A 15,767-nucleotide genomic window follows, 5' to 3' on the forward strand; every position below is an offset into this window, starting at 1 on the left:
GCTTCATCCAGGAGCGAGGTTGGGTGAGGGCGTGTCGTCAGCCGGGGCGAGGCAGTATTGCGCCCGCAGCAGGCGTTCACCCTCGCCGGCGATGCGGGCGGCCAGCGCCGCATCCGTCAGCAGCGCCGCGCAATGGAGCGCGAAGAGCCCGGCGCGATCGGCCACGAGCACGTGCCGGCCGGGCTCGACCTGCAGCCCCCGGACAGCATGCGAGGTGGCCACCAAGGGCCGTGCGTAGTGCCAGGCTTCCAGCACCTTCAGCTTGGTGCCGCCACCACCGCGCACCGGCGCAATGACAGCCGTGGCCTGGGCGTAAAGGGGACGCAGGTCGGCGGGCTCGTGGGCGTAGGTGATGCCATGAGCGGCCAGGCGCCGCCGCAGCGACCCTTCCGCCCGGCCGGCGGCGATCACCTGCACGTCCGGCACCAGCCGGCGCAGGCGGGGCAGCACGGCCCGGGCGAACCAGAGCACGGCGTCCTCATTGGGTGGATAGAACAGCGCGCCGACGAAGAGCAGGGTGCGCCCGCCTGCCGGGGGCGGCGACGGGACGGGCGGCGCGTCGGCAACGATGCGGTTGGGGCTGGTGCGCACCTCGCCCATGCCCGGCAGGCGGGCGAGGCGGGTGGCGTCCTCGACGGCGGCGAGGTGAACGGTGCGGTAGGTCGGCAATAACAGCCGCTCGAGCCGGGCGTAGCGCCGCGATTGCACAAGGCGCGCGGCTGCGGCGCGCCAGCGTCCGCGGCGCAGCGCCAGGCCGGCCAGGCTGCGCCGCGTGGCCGATTCCCAATCATCGCAGTCCATCTCGGCCACGCCTCGCCACGCGGGCGGCAGATGCGATGCGAGGTCGTGCAGATAGAAGCGGAAGACAAGCACGCGGGCCGGCACCGGGCCGGGCAAGGCGCCCAGCGCGGCGGCGGCCGCCGCGTCCGGCTCGAACCAGTCCGCCAGGCGACGGCGCATCAGGGCGGGACCGGTGCAGCGCACCACATGCAATGCGCCCGGCAGCGGTGTCCGAGGCACGGGGCCTTCGGCGCCGCGCGTCACCAGCACGATGTCGAGCTCATGCGTCGCCGCCAGTTCGCAGGCCCAGCGCCAGCCCCGTCGCATCAGGCCCACGCCATCGGGCGAAGGCAGGACATGGGTCAGCAGGACAGCCCGGCTCCGGGAGGTGCGCGCCCCGCTCACGAGACCCTCGGCCGGACAAGCCGGCGCAGCCAGTGGGCCAGGGCTGAAGGCGCCAGCCCGGCCGGCAGGTGCGGGCGCGCCAGGCGGGCATAGGTGGTACGCGCATGCGCCACATAGGCGGGCGTCAGGCGCCTGTGGTTGAAATCGGACATGTCGCGCCGCTCCACGTCCCACCACAGATGGGCCCACAAATGCAGGCTGGTGGCCTCGGGCGGCAGCGCGCGGTCCTGCTCGAAAAGGCCGGCGATGCCCTCGCGGGTCCAGTCGAGCGCGAAGAAGCGATTTTCGGGTTCCACGCGGATCCAGTGCGGAAATTCGCGGCTGAGCCGATAGGGCAGGAAGGTGGAGTGGTTGCTCCAGCTGCCGTCGAAGGCGCCGGGCATGCGCTCGATCCAGGTTCGGATAAAGGGCGAGCCGGGCTCGGCCATGATGAGCGCGTTGCAAAGCGAGCCCTCCGGCGAGGAGGGAGCCCCGACGTCCACACGCTCGCGGCCCATGACACAGGATTCGCCGAACAGGGCAGCGGGCGGTGGCGCCACGAACAGCGTGTCCATGTCCGCATACACGCCGCCCTGCTCATGCAGCACGCGCAGGCGGATGAAGTCGGACACATGGGCATAGGCGAATCGCTTGATGGTGTCGTCCCGGTAGTTCAGGTCGAGGCGCCGTTCATGCTCGAGGATCGGTTGCACCTCGATATGCGGGTAAATCCGGTCCCATAGCGGCCCATAGGGCTGGTTGTGCAGATGCACGACCACGCGATCCGGCCGGTTAACCTCAAGGCAGGACGCCAGGCAGACATAATGCATCAGGTGGAAGGGTTCTGTCTGCGGCCGCAGGCCGAAGACGAAGTGGTAGATGTTGGGGATACGCTGGGATCCCTCGACGGACCCGGAAAGCGAGGATCTGGCTGTCACGTTGATCACAAAAGCTCTGTAGATCCCTCACCACGGCGCGAGGCGATGTGTGGATGTCCGGCGTTGGAAGACATCAATGACTATGCCGCTGATTTCCGCCTGCCCGGGGGCTCTTGCCCGCATCTTGGAGTTCTCCCCGCGCCGCCGGTGCGCCCGTGCCCGCCGCCCCCGAAAAACGCGCGTCGCCCCCTCCTGTGATCGCACCGCGCAAACGTCAGAAAACGTCCGGGAGCCTGCCCGTCCCAGGTGGGTCGTCCTCTGCCCCTCACGCTCGATGAAAGAAGCGTCTACTCTCCATTACACCGGAAAAAGCGCGCGTCCTCGGCGTTTATCAAGGTCGCCGCTTGGAATATTTCATATTCTTACTGGCACATGCCTTGATCCTTCATGCGGGACAGGGATCGATATACATCGAAAATAACCCCCTCCACTCGCAGCGTGGGGTGTACCCAATGCCGGCGGTCCGCTTCGCCGGCGCCGTTGATCCCTGACCCGCGTCGCGCGAAAACCCTGCACGGTTTCGCGCGCGGCTGCCGCCAACGGCGCTGTCCGAGGAGCCGCTGAATCGATGTGCTATGGTTCACCACGTCGCCAGGACGGTTTTTTGCCATGAGTTTCCGTTCGTCCGCCGCCCGTCCGGTGCTGCGCTATATCGGTTTGGGCGACAGGAGCGGCTATGCGGTGGCGGCGGCCGCACTGGTGCGTGCCTTGCGGGATGCAGGTGCCCAGCTGGCGTGGGAGCCCCTGCTTCCCGGCGGGGACCTGGGCCTGGGATATCAGACTGCCGTCTCGCCCGAGGCCGGCCCGGAAGATCTCCGGTTCTTGCGTGACGATGCGCGGAAATGCGACGTGGCCATCGTCCACTTCGTGCCCGAATATTACCCGCACTTCATCGGGCGCGAGCGCCGCCGCGGCACGCGCTGCGTGGTCGGCCATACCGTGTGGGAGACCGACCGGCTGCCGGGCCACTGGCCGGCGCTGATCAATCGGCTCGATGCCGTGATCGTGCCCAGCGAATGGAACCGGCAGGTCTTCCGCGACAGTGGCGTGGTGATCCCGATCTGGGTCGTGCCGCATTTGCCCCGACCCGAGCGTGCGGCCACTGTCGAGGACCGGGAGCGGCTGCAGCGACGCCTGCCGCCGTTGCAGGGCCGGCGGATCTTCTACACCGTCTCGACATGGCTGGAGCGCAAGTCCATTGGCCCGCTGGTGGCGGCCTTCGCCGAGGCCTTCAGCTACGACGATCCCGTGGCGCTTGTGATCAAGACCAGTGCTCACGATCTGGAGCGGGTGCGACGCGATCCCGGGCATGAGGGCGAAAGCGTGCCGGTGCTGCCGCAGTTCGAGGCGATGATCGGCCGCGCCGTGCTGCGCCATGGCCGCCTGCCGCCCCCCATCTGCCTGCTCACCGACGATCTGCCGGATGGCGAGCTGCACGCCCTGCATGCGCTGGGCGACTGCTTCGTGTCGCTGTGCCGCGCCGAAGGCTGGGGGCTCGGCGCCTTCGAGGCCGCCTGGGCCGCGCGCCCGGTCGTGATCACCGGCTGGGGCGGGCCCACGGCCTTCCTCCGGTCCGATGCGGCCTATTTCGTGGACTGGTCCATGGCGCCGGTGCGCCCCGGCGAGGCCAATGGCAGCTACACGCCGGACCAGCACTGGGCCGAGCCTGACATGAGCTCGGCCGTGGCGGCGCTGCGCGCTGTCGCGGCCGATCCTGCCGAGGCGGCACGGCGCGGTGCGCTGGCCGCGCGGCACATCCGGCACTCCATCGTGCCGGCGGCGGTGGCCGATGATGTGCTGGAGCGCCTCGCCACCCTGGTGCCGGGCCCGCCGGCTGCGAAACCTCGTGCCGGCCTGCCGAGCCGGGCGCTGCGCCGCGCCCGCGCCGCGCTAAGGGGCGTATTCGCCGCCAGGTGAAGGCGCGGGACTCCGGCCGCATGAGGCGCCTCCGGAGAAAGCCTCTCGGCGCGGCTCCCGATCGCCGCCGCGAGGCCATCCGCTCAATGGAGCTCTTGGCCCCGGCTCGGCGGATCAGGCTGCCGTGGCGGCCAGTCGATGAGCGCTCAGCGCGACAGGCGGTTCTCGTCGTCGATGAGGACGAGGCGGGCGGGGGCCGCGCTGGCCCAGCGCCAGAGGACCAGATTCACATCCTCCGCCGTCGCGCCGGGCGCGAAGCTGCGCACCAGCAGGGCGTTATAGCCGGCGTCGATCAGGCGGCGGGCAAAGGCCTGTGTCCGGGCCTCCCCGGTGGCCCGCATTTCATCGCGCCAGCCGGCATCGGCGAGCGCGGCCGTATCCATGCCCTCGCTCATGAGCGCGGCCGTGTCGCGGCCGTCAAAAATCCGATGGATCTCGGCGTCGTAGGAAACCAGCGTCGTCGGCTGCAGATTGCCCACCTGGTTGGCCTCGCGCAGCGCGGTTAGGACCGTCAGCGATGTGTAGAGCGCCGGCACGCCCTTCGCATTGAAGCGCCCGCCATAGAGTTCCGCGCCACGGCCCGACAGCGGCTCGCGTGCATGGATCGGGTTCAGCGCCCGATAAAGCTTGCCGACATACTGCATGCGTGGTCAGGCGTGGATGCCGGCATCGACCGCGTCGATATAGTCGAGCACGTCGTCGGCTCGGCCCATCCGCACCAGCTGCATCGCCGTCTGGCCGGAAAATCCCGACAGAGGCTCCGAGCGATACCAGGCATACGCCATCAGTGCCGAGCCGACGCGCGGCTCGACCTTGTTGATGATTTCGACCATCTCGCGCAGACGACGCTGGGTCTTGTCCGAACGGATCCGGTCCTTGCGCTGGATCGCATCCCGGCCAAGCCCCGTCGTGCGGGCGATTTCGTCATTCGTGGTTCGCAGCGTCTCGGCGATCCGTCGCGGCGCGAAAATGCCGTCATCCGCATATTGGGCCAGACTCATCGCTCAGGCCTCCTTGCCATTACGCCATCAATATTGACGCAATATAGCGTCAGATGGGGTGGGGTTCAAGGAGAGGCCGCGCGCAAGATGCGGCGGGCGGGAGGCGGCCGCCGCTGTGGGCGGCGGCAGAGGTGGCGCGGCCCGCAAACCCGGGCCGCGCGATCAGCCCCGGGCCTCGTCCTTGCGGCCGGACTCGAACAGGAACCAGCTGCGGCGCTCGGTCTCGTCGATCCAGTTCTCGATCAGGCTGGCGCTGGCGACATCGCCGTGCTCGTCGCAGACCGCGTGGGTGGCGCGCAGGAAGCCGGTGAGCGCGACATTGTCGCTGCACAGTTCGGCGAGCATGTCCTGGGCGGTGACGAAATCCGCGTCATTGTCCTCAAGTCGCGACAGGCGGGCAATATGGCCGACCGAGCGCAGCGTCGTGCCGCCCAGCTTGCGAACGCGTTCCGCGAGGGCGTCGGTCATGGCGAAGATCTGGTCGCCCTGCTCGTCGAGCATCAGGTGGTAGTCGCGGAAATGCGGGCCCGAGAGGTGCCAGTGGAAGTTCTTGGTCTTCAGGTAGAGCGTGAAGACATCGGCCAGCAGGGTGGTCATGGCGGCGGCGAGGTCGACCACCGCGTTGGAGGGCAGCGAGGTGGGGGTCGCCAGCGGTGCAAGCCGGCGCTTCTTGGTGGCTTCGATGTCCATGACAGGCTCCATTGGGGTGGGTTCGGGTTGCGGTTTTCGAGACATGGCGAGGCTGAACATGCGCCGCAGAGGGGCGTTCGTCTTGCCATCTTGAACGGTCAGGGCGTGCTGGCGGAGCACGTCTAATGGGGTCGAGGCTGGCCTTTGAGCGCTTCAAACACAAAGCCCATGATGGTGTCGGCGTCGAAGGGCTTGGCGAGGAAGCCGACGGCCCCGGCCTCCTCCACCCGCCGCCGCACCCGCTCCTCGGGAAAGCTGGTGATGAAGATGACCGGCAAGCCTGTGCCACGCGCACGCAGAACATCGAACAATTCGATGCCGCTCATATCAGGCATCTGAACATCGGTGATCACGCAATGGGTGTCCGCCATCCTCGACGAGGCGAGAAAGGCTTCTGGCGAAGCAAAAACGCTCGTCTTGAAGCCGAAAGAGCGGACAAGGCTTTCGGTTGCCACACGCACCGATTCATCATCATCGATGATGGCGATCATCGGAACGTCAGACACGAGATATTCCTTTCGCGGTCAAAGCGGCACGCCTTGGCGCGTCCCCATGAGAATGGCGCGAAAGGACCGAGATTCACATTATACTGAGGTTTGCAATTTAGGCTTTTGTGATGCCAAGCCCGAGCGTTTCCGCCATGCGCACCAGATCCGCCAGGGATTTGGCGTTCATTTTACGCATCACATGGCCGCGATGTATCTTCACGGTGATTTCCGACAGATTGATCTGCGCGGCCACCTGCTTGTTCATCAGGCCAGAGGTCACAAGCGACATCACTTCCTTCTCGCGCGCGGTCAGCGACTGGTACAGCGCGCGGATATCGGTCGAGGCCTTGTCGGCCTCGCTCTGCTTGCGGTCATTTTCCAGCGCCGTGGCCACGGCGTCCAGCATGTCCTGATCGCGGAACGGCTTGGTCAGGAAGTCGACCGCGCCGGCCTTCATCGCCCGCACCGTCATTGGAATATCGCCATGCCCCGTCATGAAGATGATCGGCATGTTCATCGGCGATGTCGCGATCTGCGACTGGAAGTCGAGCCCGCTGACGCCCGGCAGGCGAATGTCCAGCACCAGGCAGCGCGGCACGGCGGGGGGCTTGGCGGCAAGCAGTTCCGCTGCCGAGCCGTAGAGCTCGACGCGCAGACCAACCGAGCGGAACAGGCTGCTCAGCGCCTCGCGCAGCTGCTCGTCATCATCGACCACGATCACGGTGGGCGCGGCAGGAGCGGCGGGCGAGCGGCTGGAGGACGAGTTGGACATCACGGCACCAGTTCCTTCAATGCGGGCAGTTTGACGGTGAAGCTCATCCCATGATCGGCATTGGCCACAAATGAAATACGTCCGCCATGGGCTTCTATGATCGAACGGCAGATCGACAGCCCCATGCCAAGCCCCTCCTTCTTCGTGCTGTAGAAGGCGGTGAAGAGCTGTTCCGCGCTCTGCGGATCGATGCCGATGCCGGTGTCACGCACCTCTACCGTGGCGATGCGCTCGCCGTCGGGCCCGCTGCCGTCGCGGGTGGCGATCGACAGCGTGCGGGCCCGTCCCGTGACGCCAGCCATGGCCTGTATGGCGTTCATCAGCAGGTTGATGACGACCTGCTGCAACTGCACGCGGTCGCCTGAAATGTCGGGCAGCGCGGCGTCGAGCGTGAGCCCGACGCTGACGCTGTGCGAGGCAGCCTCCCGGTCGACCAGCGCCAGCGCGTCCTCGACGACGTCGTTCAGATTGACCGGCATGTGATCGGGATCGGCGCGGCGGGCCAGCGCCCGCAGGCGGGCGACCACGTGGCTGGCGCGCTTGCCATTGCTGATCATGCGCTCCACCGAGGCGCGGGCTTCGCCAAGGTCCGGCACCTCGCGCCCGAGCCAGCGCAGGCATGCCTCGCCATTGGTGACGACGGCCGCGAGCGGCTGGTTGACTTCGTGAGCGATGGAGGCGGTGAGTTCGCCCATGGTCGCGACGCGCGTCGCGTGGGCAAGCTCGGTCTGGGCCTTTTGCAGCATCGCTTCCGAGCGTTTGCGTTCGGTGATGTCGTTATTGGTTTCCATCACCGCGACCGGGCGGCCCGCCTTGTCCATTTGCAACGACCATCGGCTGAGAACGGTCACCTGCGTGCCGTCCCGCTTGAAATGCGTGAGTTCGCCGGCCCATTGGCGGTCCGCCAGCAGCGCGGCCTGGATACTGGCCGGCGTGTCGGGAAACCGGGTGCGCAGCAGGCTGGCGGCCGTCTGGCCAAGGGCTTCCGCCCGGCTCCAGCCATAGAGCTGTTCCGCACCCTGGTTCCAATAGGTGATCCGGTCGGCCATATCGCGCACGAAGATGGCGTCATGGGTAAGGTTCAGCAGGTTGGCCTGCTCGCGCAGCGCCGACGTCACCTGCTGGTTTCGCAGGGTCAGCAGACTGGTGATGGTGATGGCGGAAAGGCTCACGCCCAACCGGACCAGCGCCGAGCTGTCCCAATCATGCTGGTGCACGATCAGGAAGCTGATGGTGGTGAGGGCGATGCAACCGCCGGAAACCGCCAGCACGCCGCGACGCCCGAGGAAGTGGGCCGACGGCATGATGACCGCGACGTAGAGAACGGCAATGGCGGTGTCGAGCGGCGTGAGCGTGTCGACGGCAAAGATCGGTGCGGCCATGATGAAGGCGATGACCGGGAAGAAAAAAGGAGAACCCGCACCGTTCTCTCCGCGCGTACCCTTTATAGCCACGTGCCCCCCTTGCTGCCGCCGCTGTACTCAGCTCGTCATGACGCATCGTCAGATCGCGCATGACGGTTTAACCCGTTGATTAAAGCTTTCTCGTTCGCACGGTCCAGAACGGAAGGGAAAAAGGAGGCGCGGACGCTTCCTGTCTGGCGAGAGAGCCGCCCATTGCGCCGGCCGAGCCCGCGTGTGCCCACGGCCGGCCGCCGGATCGTCATCGGCGTGAGTGGCATGTCAACGGAATATACCAAGGTATGAAGGCGGGCATCCAAGAGCATATCGAATGAAACGCTCGTACAATTTTGCATAGCGGGGATGCGTCTATTCTCAAGCTCATCGAATTGCCTGATGATCTTGAGAGGAATTCAGATGCACTCCCCAGTCGCTACCACAACTGTAAACGGCGTGTATTGCGAGGCTACCGAGCGTCTTCAGGAAGCAGACGGCCAGATCACTGCCATTGACCGCAATGCGCGGGTCAGGTCGGCCCTGCCAAAGTGGCGCCTCAAGCGGGTCATCGAGTATGTGAACATGAATCTCGCCGAGCGCATCACCCTGGCGGACATGGCCGGCGCGGCCGGGCTCAGCCGGATGCATTTCGCCGCGCAGTTCAGGATCGCGACCGGGCTGCGTCCGCACGACTTCCTCCTGCGCTGCCGCATCGAGATGGCGCAGGAACTGCTCGCCGGAACCAACCAGCGCATCATCGACATTGCCATGGCGGCCGGCTTCCAGACGCAGGCGCATTTCACCACCGTGTTCAAGCGCATTGCCGGCGATACGCCGCGTCAGTGGCGTTTGACCGCGGCGCGCCGCTTCAAGGCCCAGAAGGTTCAACAGGCGCCGCGTCGCGAGCTCGTGGCCCGCAGCCCCATCAGCATCGTCGCCGCCGGCTGGCAGGGCAACGCACGGGCCGCGGAGGCGCGCCCCGCGATCGGTTTCTGACGCGGCGCAGCGGGACGCACGGCCCCCCGCCCCTCCTCACCGCACCGGCGCGATCGCATCGTCATGACGCAGTTGCCAATAGTACGCTAGACATCATCTCGAGCGATATAGCTGCCACTCGCGCAAATCGCGCGGCTCATCACGAATTTCCTGCATCTTATCAAACAGATGCAAGAATATCTTGATCTTAAACACCTTCCATCAAAGGAATACCACCATGGCTTACGTCACCACCAAGGACGGCGTCGACATCTTTTACAAGGACTGGGGCCCGAAGGACGCCCAGCCCATCGTCTTCCATCATGGCTGGCCGCTGTCGTCCGACGACTGGGACGCGCAGATGCTGTATTTCCTTGGCGAAGGCTTCCGCGTCGTCGCCAGCGACCGTCGCGGCCATGGCCGCTCGGCGCAGGTGAGCGAGGGCCATGACATGGACCATTACGCCGCCGACGTCTCGGCCGTGGTCGAGCATCTCGACCTGAAGAACGCCGTGCATATCGGCCATTCCACCGGCGGCGGCCAGGTCGCGCGCTATGTCGCCAAGTTCGGCCTGCCGCAGGGCCGCGTCGCCAAGGCCGTGCTGGTCGCCGCCGTGCCGCCGATCATGCTGAAGACCGACGCCTATCCCGGCGGCCTGCCGATGAGCGTGTTCGACGGCTTCCGGGCCGCGCTGGCCGCCAACCGCGCCCAGTTCTATGTCGATGTCGCCTCCGGCCCGTTCTACGGCTTCAACCGCGACGGCGCCAAGGTCTCGCAGGGCGTGATCGACAATTGGTGGCGCCAGGGCATGGTCGGCAGCGCCAAGGCGCATTATGAGGGCATCAAGGCCTTCTCCGAGACCGACCAGACCGCAGACCTCAAGGCGATGACGATTCCGACCCTTGTCCTGCAGGGCGATGACGACCAGATCGTCCCGCACAAGAACGCCAGCGCGCTGCAGGCGGAACTGCTGCCGGATGCCACGCTGAAGGTCTATCCCGGCTTTCCGCACGGCATGCTGACCACCCATGCCGACATTATCAACCCGGACATCCTCGCCTTCATCAAGGGCTGAGTGATCGACCGACCGTCCTCCCAAGCTGCGGCGATGCCTTGACGGGCATCGCCGCTTTTTTTCGTCGCGACGAGACGGCGGCGATCCCGCCGACATCTCCGGAGCCGTGCCGCCAGCCATCCTCACCCCGCCGCCAGGGTGGCCGCTCGCCGCGTCGGCGATAACGAAAAAGCCCGGCCTGCGCGTTGGCGCGGGCCGGGCCGAGTGATGTGGACGGGCGGGGCAACGGGTCAGAGCGGCATCATGCGCCGGACGGAACCCTCATATGTTCCGGGAGCCGGCCGCCTGATGGATCGCGGCGACAAGGCTGGCGACATCGCGCTCGCCATCGTACCGCACCCCGTTGATGAACAGGCTCGGCGTGCCGTTGACGCCGCTGCGCACGCCGCCCATGAAATCGGCGCGGATATGCGCGTCATAGCGGCCGTCGAACGCGGCCTGGAGGGCCTCGGCGTCGAGGCCGAGCGCCGCGCCGTAGTGGCGAAGGCTGGCGTCGGCAAGCGCATCCTGGTGCTCGTACAGCATGTCATGCGCTTGCCAGAACCGCCCCGCGCTGCCGGCGGCTTCGGCAAACTCAGCCGCGCGGCCGGCATGGGGATGCGATTCCACGATCGGGAAATGCCGGAACACAAAGCGCAGCCTGTCGCCCATGGCGCGCTGCACCGCCTTGAGGATGGGATAGGCCTCGCCGCAATAGGGGCATTCGAAGTCACCATATTCGACCAGCGTCACCGGCGCGTCGGCCGGCCCTTCGCTATGGTCGTGCGCGCCGACCGGCGTGGCGAGACGGCTCATGACCGGGCTCCCTGTGTTGCCTGAGGTTGAAGCGCTTCGAGGGCGGCGAGGATGCCGTCGGCGCCGGGATTGATGCCCACCGGGGAGACATAGCTCCAGCGGATGATGCCCTCGCCGTCGATGACGAAAAGCGCGCGCTCCGTCGTGCCATCCTGGGGGCGATAGACGCCATAGCGCTGCGCGACCGCGCCCTTGGGCTCGAAATCGGCCAGCAGCGGGAAATGCAGATGGCGCTGCTCGGCGAAGGCCGCGTGGCACCAGGCGCCATCGACCGAGATGCCGAGGAGCTGCGCGTCGAAACGGTGAAATTCCGGCAGGATCGCGTTGTAGAGACCCATCTGGTCGCCGCAGACCGGGCTCCAGTCGGCGGGATAGAACGCCAGAATGATGGGGCGGCCGCGCAGATCGCTGAGCGACAGGGTCTGGTTCGGCGTCGCATTCAGCGAAAACAGCGGGGCTGCCGCACCGGCCGCAAGCGCCGTGGTGCGCATTGTGTTCAAAGGCGTGGCGAGGGTGTCGCTCATGGGGATATCCCGGTAAGAGATGTGGAGATCAAAGGGCTGCAAGCGATCACTGGCTTGCTCATGCAAAGCCTTCGTCGTTGCGTGGTGCCCCGCATGTGGCGTGCCACTGCGATCAGAAAATAGTCTCATCAATAATCAAAACGTAATAGTATACATCAGTATGCAATTGGTGCGAGCGAATGACATTCATCGCAAATGGCAGCGATCTGGAATGATTATTTGGTGTATTCGCACGAATTGGCGCATGTGCCGGCGTCCACCCGTATTGGCGGGACGGGCTCAGCGAAGCATGGCCGGCAGGTTCTGCGCCATGAAGTCCACGAAGGCGGCCAGCTTGACGGGAAATCCGGGGCCGCCGGGCCACACGGCGGAAACCGCGCGCTGATTGGCCGTCTGGTCGGCAAGAAGCGGTCGCAGCGCGCCGCTTTCAATGTGCTCGTCGGCCCAGAAGCTCGGCAGGCAGGCGATGCCCATCCCGTCCAGCGTGGCCATCAGCAGCATCGCATAATGGTCGGCCACCAGCTTGTTGGACAAACCGGCATTCACATGCGCGTTGTCCGGGCCGAGCGGCCAAGTGTCGATGCGCCGGCTGGAGACGTTGCGATTGCGCAGACAGGCGTGGCCGAGGAGATCGTCGATCGTCTGCGGAACGCCGCGCCGTTCCAGATAGGCGGGCGACGCCACCAGCCGCAGGCTGAACACGCCGAGCTGCCGGGTGAGCAGGCGCGAATCCTGCAGCGGGCCTATGCGCAGAACGACATCATAGCCCTCCTCGACAAGATCGACGATCCGATTGGTGTAGCTGACGTCCAGGTCGATGTCGGGGAAGCGCGCCATGAACTGGAGGAAAACACGGTTCCAGCGGTCGCTCACCACGGGGGCGCTGACACGGAGCTTTCCACTCGGCGTCGCGTGGACCGCTGACAGGCGGGCTTCCGCCGAGGCGAGCTCGGCCATGATGCGGCGGCAATGGTCGAGAAAGACGACGCCTTCCGGCGTCAGCCCAATGCTGCGGTTGTTGCGATGGAACAGCCGGATTCCCATGCGCTCTTCCAGTCGGACGATGGCCTTGCCAATGGCCGAGGCGGTCACGCCGAGAACGCGGCCGGCCGCCGCGTAACTGCCCGAATCGTTCACCTGAACGAATACTTCAATACCATCCAGCTTACTCATGCGGAATTCCTGTCCGCATCATCCGGCATCCGATCCCAGTTTCGCAGGCTCATTTAATTACATAGCCTCCAGCGTCCGCCGGCTGACGAAAGATCCAAGACGATGCCACCAAGTGAAGGCGACGTTACGATAGGGCAGAGGCGTTTCGGCGAGCGCATTATCAAGCATCCAAACATGGCCGGGTCCCGGATGGCGGGGATCGTCGCGGCCGGGCTGGCACCGTGGCAGCAGCGTCATGCCACGGAAATGATGCAGGCGCGGCTCGGCAGCCCGCTCACGATCAAGGAGATTGCGCGCGCATGCGAGGTGACGCCCAGCCATTTCGCACGCGCCTTTCGCTGCACTTTCGGCCGCGCACCGTATCGCTATCTGACGGATCTCAGGATTGCCGAGGCCAAGCGGCAGATGATGGACACCGATCTGTCGCTGACGGACATCGCCTTGATGTGCGGCTTCACTGATCAGAGCCATTTCACGCGGGTGTTCCGGCGCCTTGTCGGCAAGAGCCCCGGCCTTTGGCGGCAGGCTGCCCGGGAATAGGCCGAGTTGTGGGGCGCGCCGTACCATGGCCGCTACTCCCGGACCGTGTCGCAATCGGCGGGTGCGGGCTGCCCGGCGAACCGGTCCGCCAGCCAGCGCACCGCCGTGTCGGCGCCCCGGCGCGCGGCCGTGCCGTGGTCGACGCCCGCCATCTCGACATAGCGGACGCGCCGGCCAGTCGCGCACAGATGCCTGATGTAGCGCCGCGTGATCGGCGCCTCGACAATCGGGTCGGCGCCGCCTTGCAGCATCAGGATCGGCACGTCGCGCTGCGTCTCGGGCGTGCTGTTCTGCGCGATCAGGCGCCCCCAGACAGAGGAATCGCCGGGCTCGGCGGCAAGGAAGCCGCTGCGCTGAAACGCTGTGCTGTCGAGCCCGAGCTGAAGATCTTCGAGCGGGCCGAGGCTGCAGACGCCGGCAATGGCGTCAATCGCCGCGATCGCCTGTCGATCGGCGATCTTGGCGATGGGCGCGCCGTAGAAGCGCTGCCATGACCAGATGGCATAGGAGGCGATGACGCGCCCCGCCAGCGTGTGGGCGTCGGCGCGCAGAAGCCGGCGCAGTTCGGTGGGTGCGGAGGCGGCGGCGCTTCCCACCAGTGTCAGCTCCGGGGCGTAGCTCCCCGCGATCGAGGCGACGAACAGGGCGCCGTGCCCTCCCTGAGAAAAGCCCCAGGCGGCATAGCGCGAGCCGGCATCGGCTTGGCGCAACTCCCGCACGGCACGAACCGCGTCGATCATCGCGCGGGCTGTGCTGACGCCGTCGAGATAGGGGTGAACACCGGCCGAGCCGAGGCCGGGATAATCGGCGGCGACCACGACAGTGCCCTTCTCGAGCAGCTGCGTGAGGCCGAGTGTCGCCCCGATCGCCCGTTCCACATCGAGCGATGGCGCGCAGTCACGGGCGACGCCGGTCGTGCCGTGGCCCCATGAAACCACGGGACGTCCCGCCGCCGGAGCCGGACCATTGGGAATGATGGCAAGGCCCGAGACGATGACCGGCACGTTCCGGGAGGTGCGCGAGCGATAGCGAATGCGGAACACCGAGCCATAGCGGAAGAAGCCCGGCACGGCGGTCGCCGCCACCAGCACGCCGCGATTCCCGCCGCGATTCCCGCCGCCCTTGCCGACGTCCTTGCCGGCGCCGAGGGTCGGCGTGCCGGGCATCGACAGGATGACCGCCAGCGCCGCCGCCATGCACAGGCGGAAAACAGGCTTCTTTGCCATTGTGTCCTCTCACTCGCCGTCTGTTGACCTGCCTCGACAGGAGATCGGTCGCTCAGGAACCGGCATGGCCGCCATAGGCGCCGTGCTCGTGAACGGTCTTGCCGCGAAACACCCAATAGGCATGCGCCTGATAGGCGAGGACGATCGGGATGATGATCGCGATCCCCACGGCGAGGAAGGCAAGCGATTGCGGGTCGGACATGCCGTCCCACACCGTGACGTGGCGCGGCACGAGATAGGGCCAGAGGCTGACGATGAGCCCGACCAGCCCGAGGGCGAACAGAGCCAGCGCGAGCAGGAAGGTGCGGGCCTGCCCGCCTTCCCAGATGCCGCGCCAGAGCGCGACGATGACGGCGAGCGTCACCAGCGGCACGGGCGCGAGCAGGGCGAGATTGGGAAAGGCGAACCAGCGCACCGCCACCTCCGGCACGCTCCAGGCGCTCCAGGCGCTCACCAGCGCCATCATCGCGCCGGTGAGGATGAGCGCGGCATGGGCGATCTCGCGGGCGAAGACCTGCGTCGCGCCGTCGGTCTTCCAGATCAGCCAGCCGGCGCCGATCAGCGCGTAGCCGCCGACCAGGCCTGCCCCGCACAGGACGCCGAGCAGGCTGAGGAAGCTGAACGGTCCGCCGGCGAACATGCCGTTCTCCACCGGCACGCCGGTGATCAGCCCACCCAGGATCAGCCCCTGGCAGAAAGTCGCCAGCACGGAGCCGGCGAAGAAGGCGATGTCCCAGACAAGACGGAAGCGCGTCGCCTGCAGCCGGAAGCCGAACGCCACGCCGCGGAAGATCAGCGCGAACAGCATGAACATGATCGGCAGATAGAAGGCCGGCAGCAGAATGTAGTAGCCGGCGGGAAAGGCGGCGAAGAGCAGCGTGCCGCCCATGACAAGCCAGGTCTCGTTGCCGTCCCATACCGGTTCGATCGAGGCCATCATCAGGTCGCGGTCGGCGTCGCGCGGGGCGGCGAGGAAGAGGATGCCGACGCCAAGATCGAGCCCGTCGGCGAGCACATAGACCGTGACGCAGAACACGGCGACGGCGGCGAAGACCAGCGGCACAGTGTCCGCCTGCAGAAGTTCGGTCATGG

At 66.6% G+C, this 15,767-nt stretch carries 17 protein-coding genes; 4 read left to right on the forward strand and 13 right to left on the reverse strand.

The features are described from left to right. Positions 1-3: 3 nt before the first annotated feature. Positions 4-1,185, reverse strand: coding sequence for a glycosyltransferase family 4 protein (locus J2S76_RS16030; RefSeq protein WP_307061906.1), 1,182 nt, complete (start codon positions 1,183-1,185; stop codon positions 4-6). After that, positions 1,182-2,102 carry a glycosyltransferase gene (locus J2S76_RS16035; RefSeq protein WP_307061907.1) on the reverse strand — a complete coding sequence of 307 codons (921 nt, stop codon included), beginning with the start codon at positions 2,100-2,102 and terminating at the stop codon, positions 1,182-1,184. The genes J2S76_RS16030 and J2S76_RS16035 overlap by 4 nt, the downstream gene beginning before the upstream one ends. 609 nt (positions 2,103-2,711) lie before the next feature. On the opposite strand from J2S76_RS16035, the gene J2S76_RS16040 reads away from it, so the two are divergent. Then, positions 2,712-4,019, forward strand: a complete 1,308-nt coding sequence (locus tag J2S76_RS16040) for a glycosyltransferase family protein (RefSeq protein ID WP_307061909.1) — start codon at positions 2,712-2,714, stop codon at positions 4,017-4,019. Positions 4,020-4,165: 146 nt separating this feature from the next. On the opposite strand, the gene J2S76_RS16045 is transcribed toward J2S76_RS16040, so the two are convergent. From J2S76_RS16045 to J2S76_RS16070, 6 genes are all read right to left on the reverse strand, one after another. Beyond that, entirely contained in the window at positions 4,166-4,663 is a 498-nt protein-coding gene (locus J2S76_RS16045; protein WP_307061911.1) for an RES family NAD+ phosphorylase, read from the reverse strand. A gap of 6 nt (positions 4,664-4,669) precedes the next feature. After that, entirely contained in the window at positions 4,670-5,020 is a 351-nt protein-coding gene (locus J2S76_RS16050; protein WP_018390217.1) for an antitoxin Xre/MbcA/ParS toxin-binding domain-containing protein, read from the reverse strand. Positions 5,021-5,182: 162 nt separating this feature from the next. After that, positions 5,183-5,710 carry a Dps family protein gene (locus J2S76_RS16055; protein ID WP_307061914.1) on the reverse strand — a complete coding sequence of 176 codons (528 nt, stop codon included), beginning with the start codon at positions 5,708-5,710 and terminating at the stop codon, positions 5,183-5,185. A gap of 122 nt (positions 5,711-5,832) precedes the next feature. Next, entirely contained in the window at positions 5,833-6,201 is a 369-nt protein-coding gene (locus tag J2S76_RS16060; RefSeq protein ID WP_307061916.1) for a response regulator transcription factor, read from the reverse strand. Between the two features lie 112 nt (positions 6,202-6,313). Continuing rightward, on the reverse strand, positions 6,314-6,970 hold the full coding sequence (locus tag J2S76_RS16065; RefSeq protein WP_307061918.1) for a response regulator transcription factor: 657 nt from the start codon (positions 6,968-6,970) through the stop codon (positions 6,314-6,316). Then, positions 6,970-8,352, reverse strand: a complete 1,383-nt coding sequence (locus tag J2S76_RS16070; protein WP_307061920.1) for a two-component system sensor histidine kinase NtrB — start codon at positions 8,350-8,352, stop codon at positions 6,970-6,972. The genes J2S76_RS16065 and J2S76_RS16070 overlap by 1 nt, the downstream gene beginning before the upstream one ends. A gap of 435 nt (positions 8,353-8,787) precedes the next feature. Between J2S76_RS16070 and J2S76_RS16075 the strand changes: the two genes are divergently transcribed. Further along, entirely contained in the window at positions 8,788-9,363 is a 576-nt protein-coding gene (locus tag J2S76_RS16075) for a helix-turn-helix domain-containing protein (RefSeq protein WP_307061922.1), read from the forward strand. A gap of 217 nt (positions 9,364-9,580) precedes the next feature. Then, the gene (locus J2S76_RS16080; protein WP_307061924.1) at positions 9,581-10,417 is read left to right on the forward strand and encodes an alpha/beta fold hydrolase; all 837 of its coding nucleotides are present in this window, start codon (positions 9,581-9,583) and stop codon (positions 10,415-10,417) included. Positions 10,418-10,678: 261 nt separating this feature from the next. Here the strand turns inward: J2S76_RS16080 and J2S76_RS16085 are convergent, their stop codons facing one another. From J2S76_RS16085 to J2S76_RS16095, 3 genes are all read right to left on the reverse strand, one after another. After that, the gene (locus J2S76_RS16085; RefSeq protein ID WP_307061926.1) at positions 10,679-11,212 is read right to left on the reverse strand and encodes a DsbA family protein; all 534 of its coding nucleotides are present in this window, start codon (positions 11,210-11,212) and stop codon (positions 10,679-10,681) included. Then, a complete protein-coding gene (locus J2S76_RS16090) occupies positions 11,209-11,736 on the reverse strand; it encodes a redoxin domain-containing protein (RefSeq protein WP_307061928.1) in 528 nt (175 codons plus the stop codon). The genes J2S76_RS16085 and J2S76_RS16090 overlap by 4 nt, the downstream gene beginning before the upstream one ends. A gap of 279 nt (positions 11,737-12,015) precedes the next feature. Continuing rightward, positions 12,016-12,909, reverse strand: a complete 894-nt coding sequence (locus J2S76_RS16095; RefSeq protein WP_307061930.1) for a LysR family transcriptional regulator — start codon at positions 12,907-12,909, stop codon at positions 12,016-12,018. 189 nt (positions 12,910-13,098) lie between these two features. On the opposite strand from J2S76_RS16095, the gene J2S76_RS16100 reads away from it, so the two are divergent. After that, positions 13,099-13,449 carry a helix-turn-helix transcriptional regulator gene (locus J2S76_RS16100; RefSeq protein ID WP_307061933.1) on the forward strand — a complete coding sequence of 117 codons (351 nt, stop codon included), beginning with the start codon at positions 13,099-13,101 and terminating at the stop codon, positions 13,447-13,449. Between the two features lie 32 nt (positions 13,450-13,481). On the opposite strand, the gene J2S76_RS16105 is transcribed toward J2S76_RS16100, so the two are convergent. Both J2S76_RS16105 and cydB read right to left on the reverse strand, forming a co-directional pair. Continuing rightward, complete coding sequence (locus tag J2S76_RS16105) at positions 13,482-14,675, reverse strand: alpha/beta fold hydrolase (protein ID WP_307061935.1); 1,194 nt, start codon at positions 14,673-14,675, stop codon at positions 13,482-13,484. Positions 14,676-14,727: 52 nt separating this feature from the next. Beyond that, a complete protein-coding gene (cydB, locus tag J2S76_RS16110) occupies positions 14,728-15,765 on the reverse strand; it encodes a cytochrome d ubiquinol oxidase subunit II (RefSeq protein WP_307061937.1) in 1,038 nt (345 codons plus the stop codon). Positions 15,766-15,767 lie beyond the last annotated feature (2 nt).

It is taken from the genome of Ancylobacter vacuolatus, assembly GCF_030813595.1.
GTDB lineage: Bacteria > Pseudomonadota > Alphaproteobacteria > Rhizobiales > Xanthobacteraceae > Ancylobacter > Ancylobacter vacuolatus.

Bases quoted from the DNA above. Each gene is read 5' to 3' on its own strand.
- J2S76_RS16085 (WP_307061926.1), bottom strand. From the start codon at position 11,212: ATGAGCCGTCTCGCCACGCCGGTCGGCGCGCACGACCATAGCGAAGGG.
- J2S76_RS16045 (WP_307061911.1), bottom strand. From the start codon at position 4,663: ATGCAGTATGTCGGCAAGCTTTATCGGGCGCTGAACCCGATCCATGCA.
- J2S76_RS16100 (WP_307061933.1), top strand. From the start codon at position 13,099: ATGGCGGGGATCGTCGCGGCCGGGCTGGCACCGTGGCAGCAGCGTCAT.
- J2S76_RS16065 (WP_307061918.1), bottom strand. From the start codon at position 6,970: ATGTCCAACTCGTCCTCCAGCCGCTCGCCCGCCGCTCCTGCCGCGCCC.
- J2S76_RS16090 (WP_307061928.1), bottom strand. From the start codon at position 11,736: ATGAGCGACACCCTCGCCACGCCTTTGAACACAATGCGCACCACGGCG.
- J2S76_RS16070 (WP_307061920.1), bottom strand. From the start codon at position 8,352: ATGGCCGCACCGATCTTTGCCGTCGACACGCTCACGCCGCTCGACACC.
- J2S76_RS16060 (WP_307061916.1), bottom strand. From the start codon at position 6,201: ATGATCGCCATCATCGATGATGATGAATCGGTGCGTGTGGCAACCGAA.
- J2S76_RS16075 (WP_307061922.1), top strand. From the start codon at position 8,788: ATGCACTCCCCAGTCGCTACCACAACTGTAAACGGCGTGTATTGCGAG.
- J2S76_RS16080 (WP_307061924.1), top strand. From the start codon at position 9,581: ATGGCTTACGTCACCACCAAGGACGGCGTCGACATCTTTTACAAGGAC.
- J2S76_RS16105 (WP_307061935.1), bottom strand. From the start codon at position 14,675: ATGGCAAAGAAGCCTGTTTTCCGCCTGTGCATGGCGGCGGCGCTGGCG.
- J2S76_RS16050 (WP_018390217.1), bottom strand. From the start codon at position 5,020: ATGAGTCTGGCCCAATATGCGGATGACGGCATTTTCGCGCCGCGACGG.
- cydB (WP_307061937.1), bottom strand. From the start codon at position 15,765: ATGACCGAACTTCTGCAGGCGGACACTGTGCCGCTGGTCTTCGCCGCC.
- J2S76_RS16095 (WP_307061930.1), bottom strand. From the start codon at position 12,909: ATGAGTAAGCTGGATGGTATTGAAGTATTCGTTCAGGTGAACGATTCG.
- J2S76_RS16040 (WP_307061909.1), top strand. From the start codon at position 2,712: ATGAGTTTCCGTTCGTCCGCCGCCCGTCCGGTGCTGCGCTATATCGGT.
- J2S76_RS16055 (WP_307061914.1), bottom strand. From the start codon at position 5,710: ATGGACATCGAAGCCACCAAGAAGCGCCGGCTTGCACCGCTGGCGACC.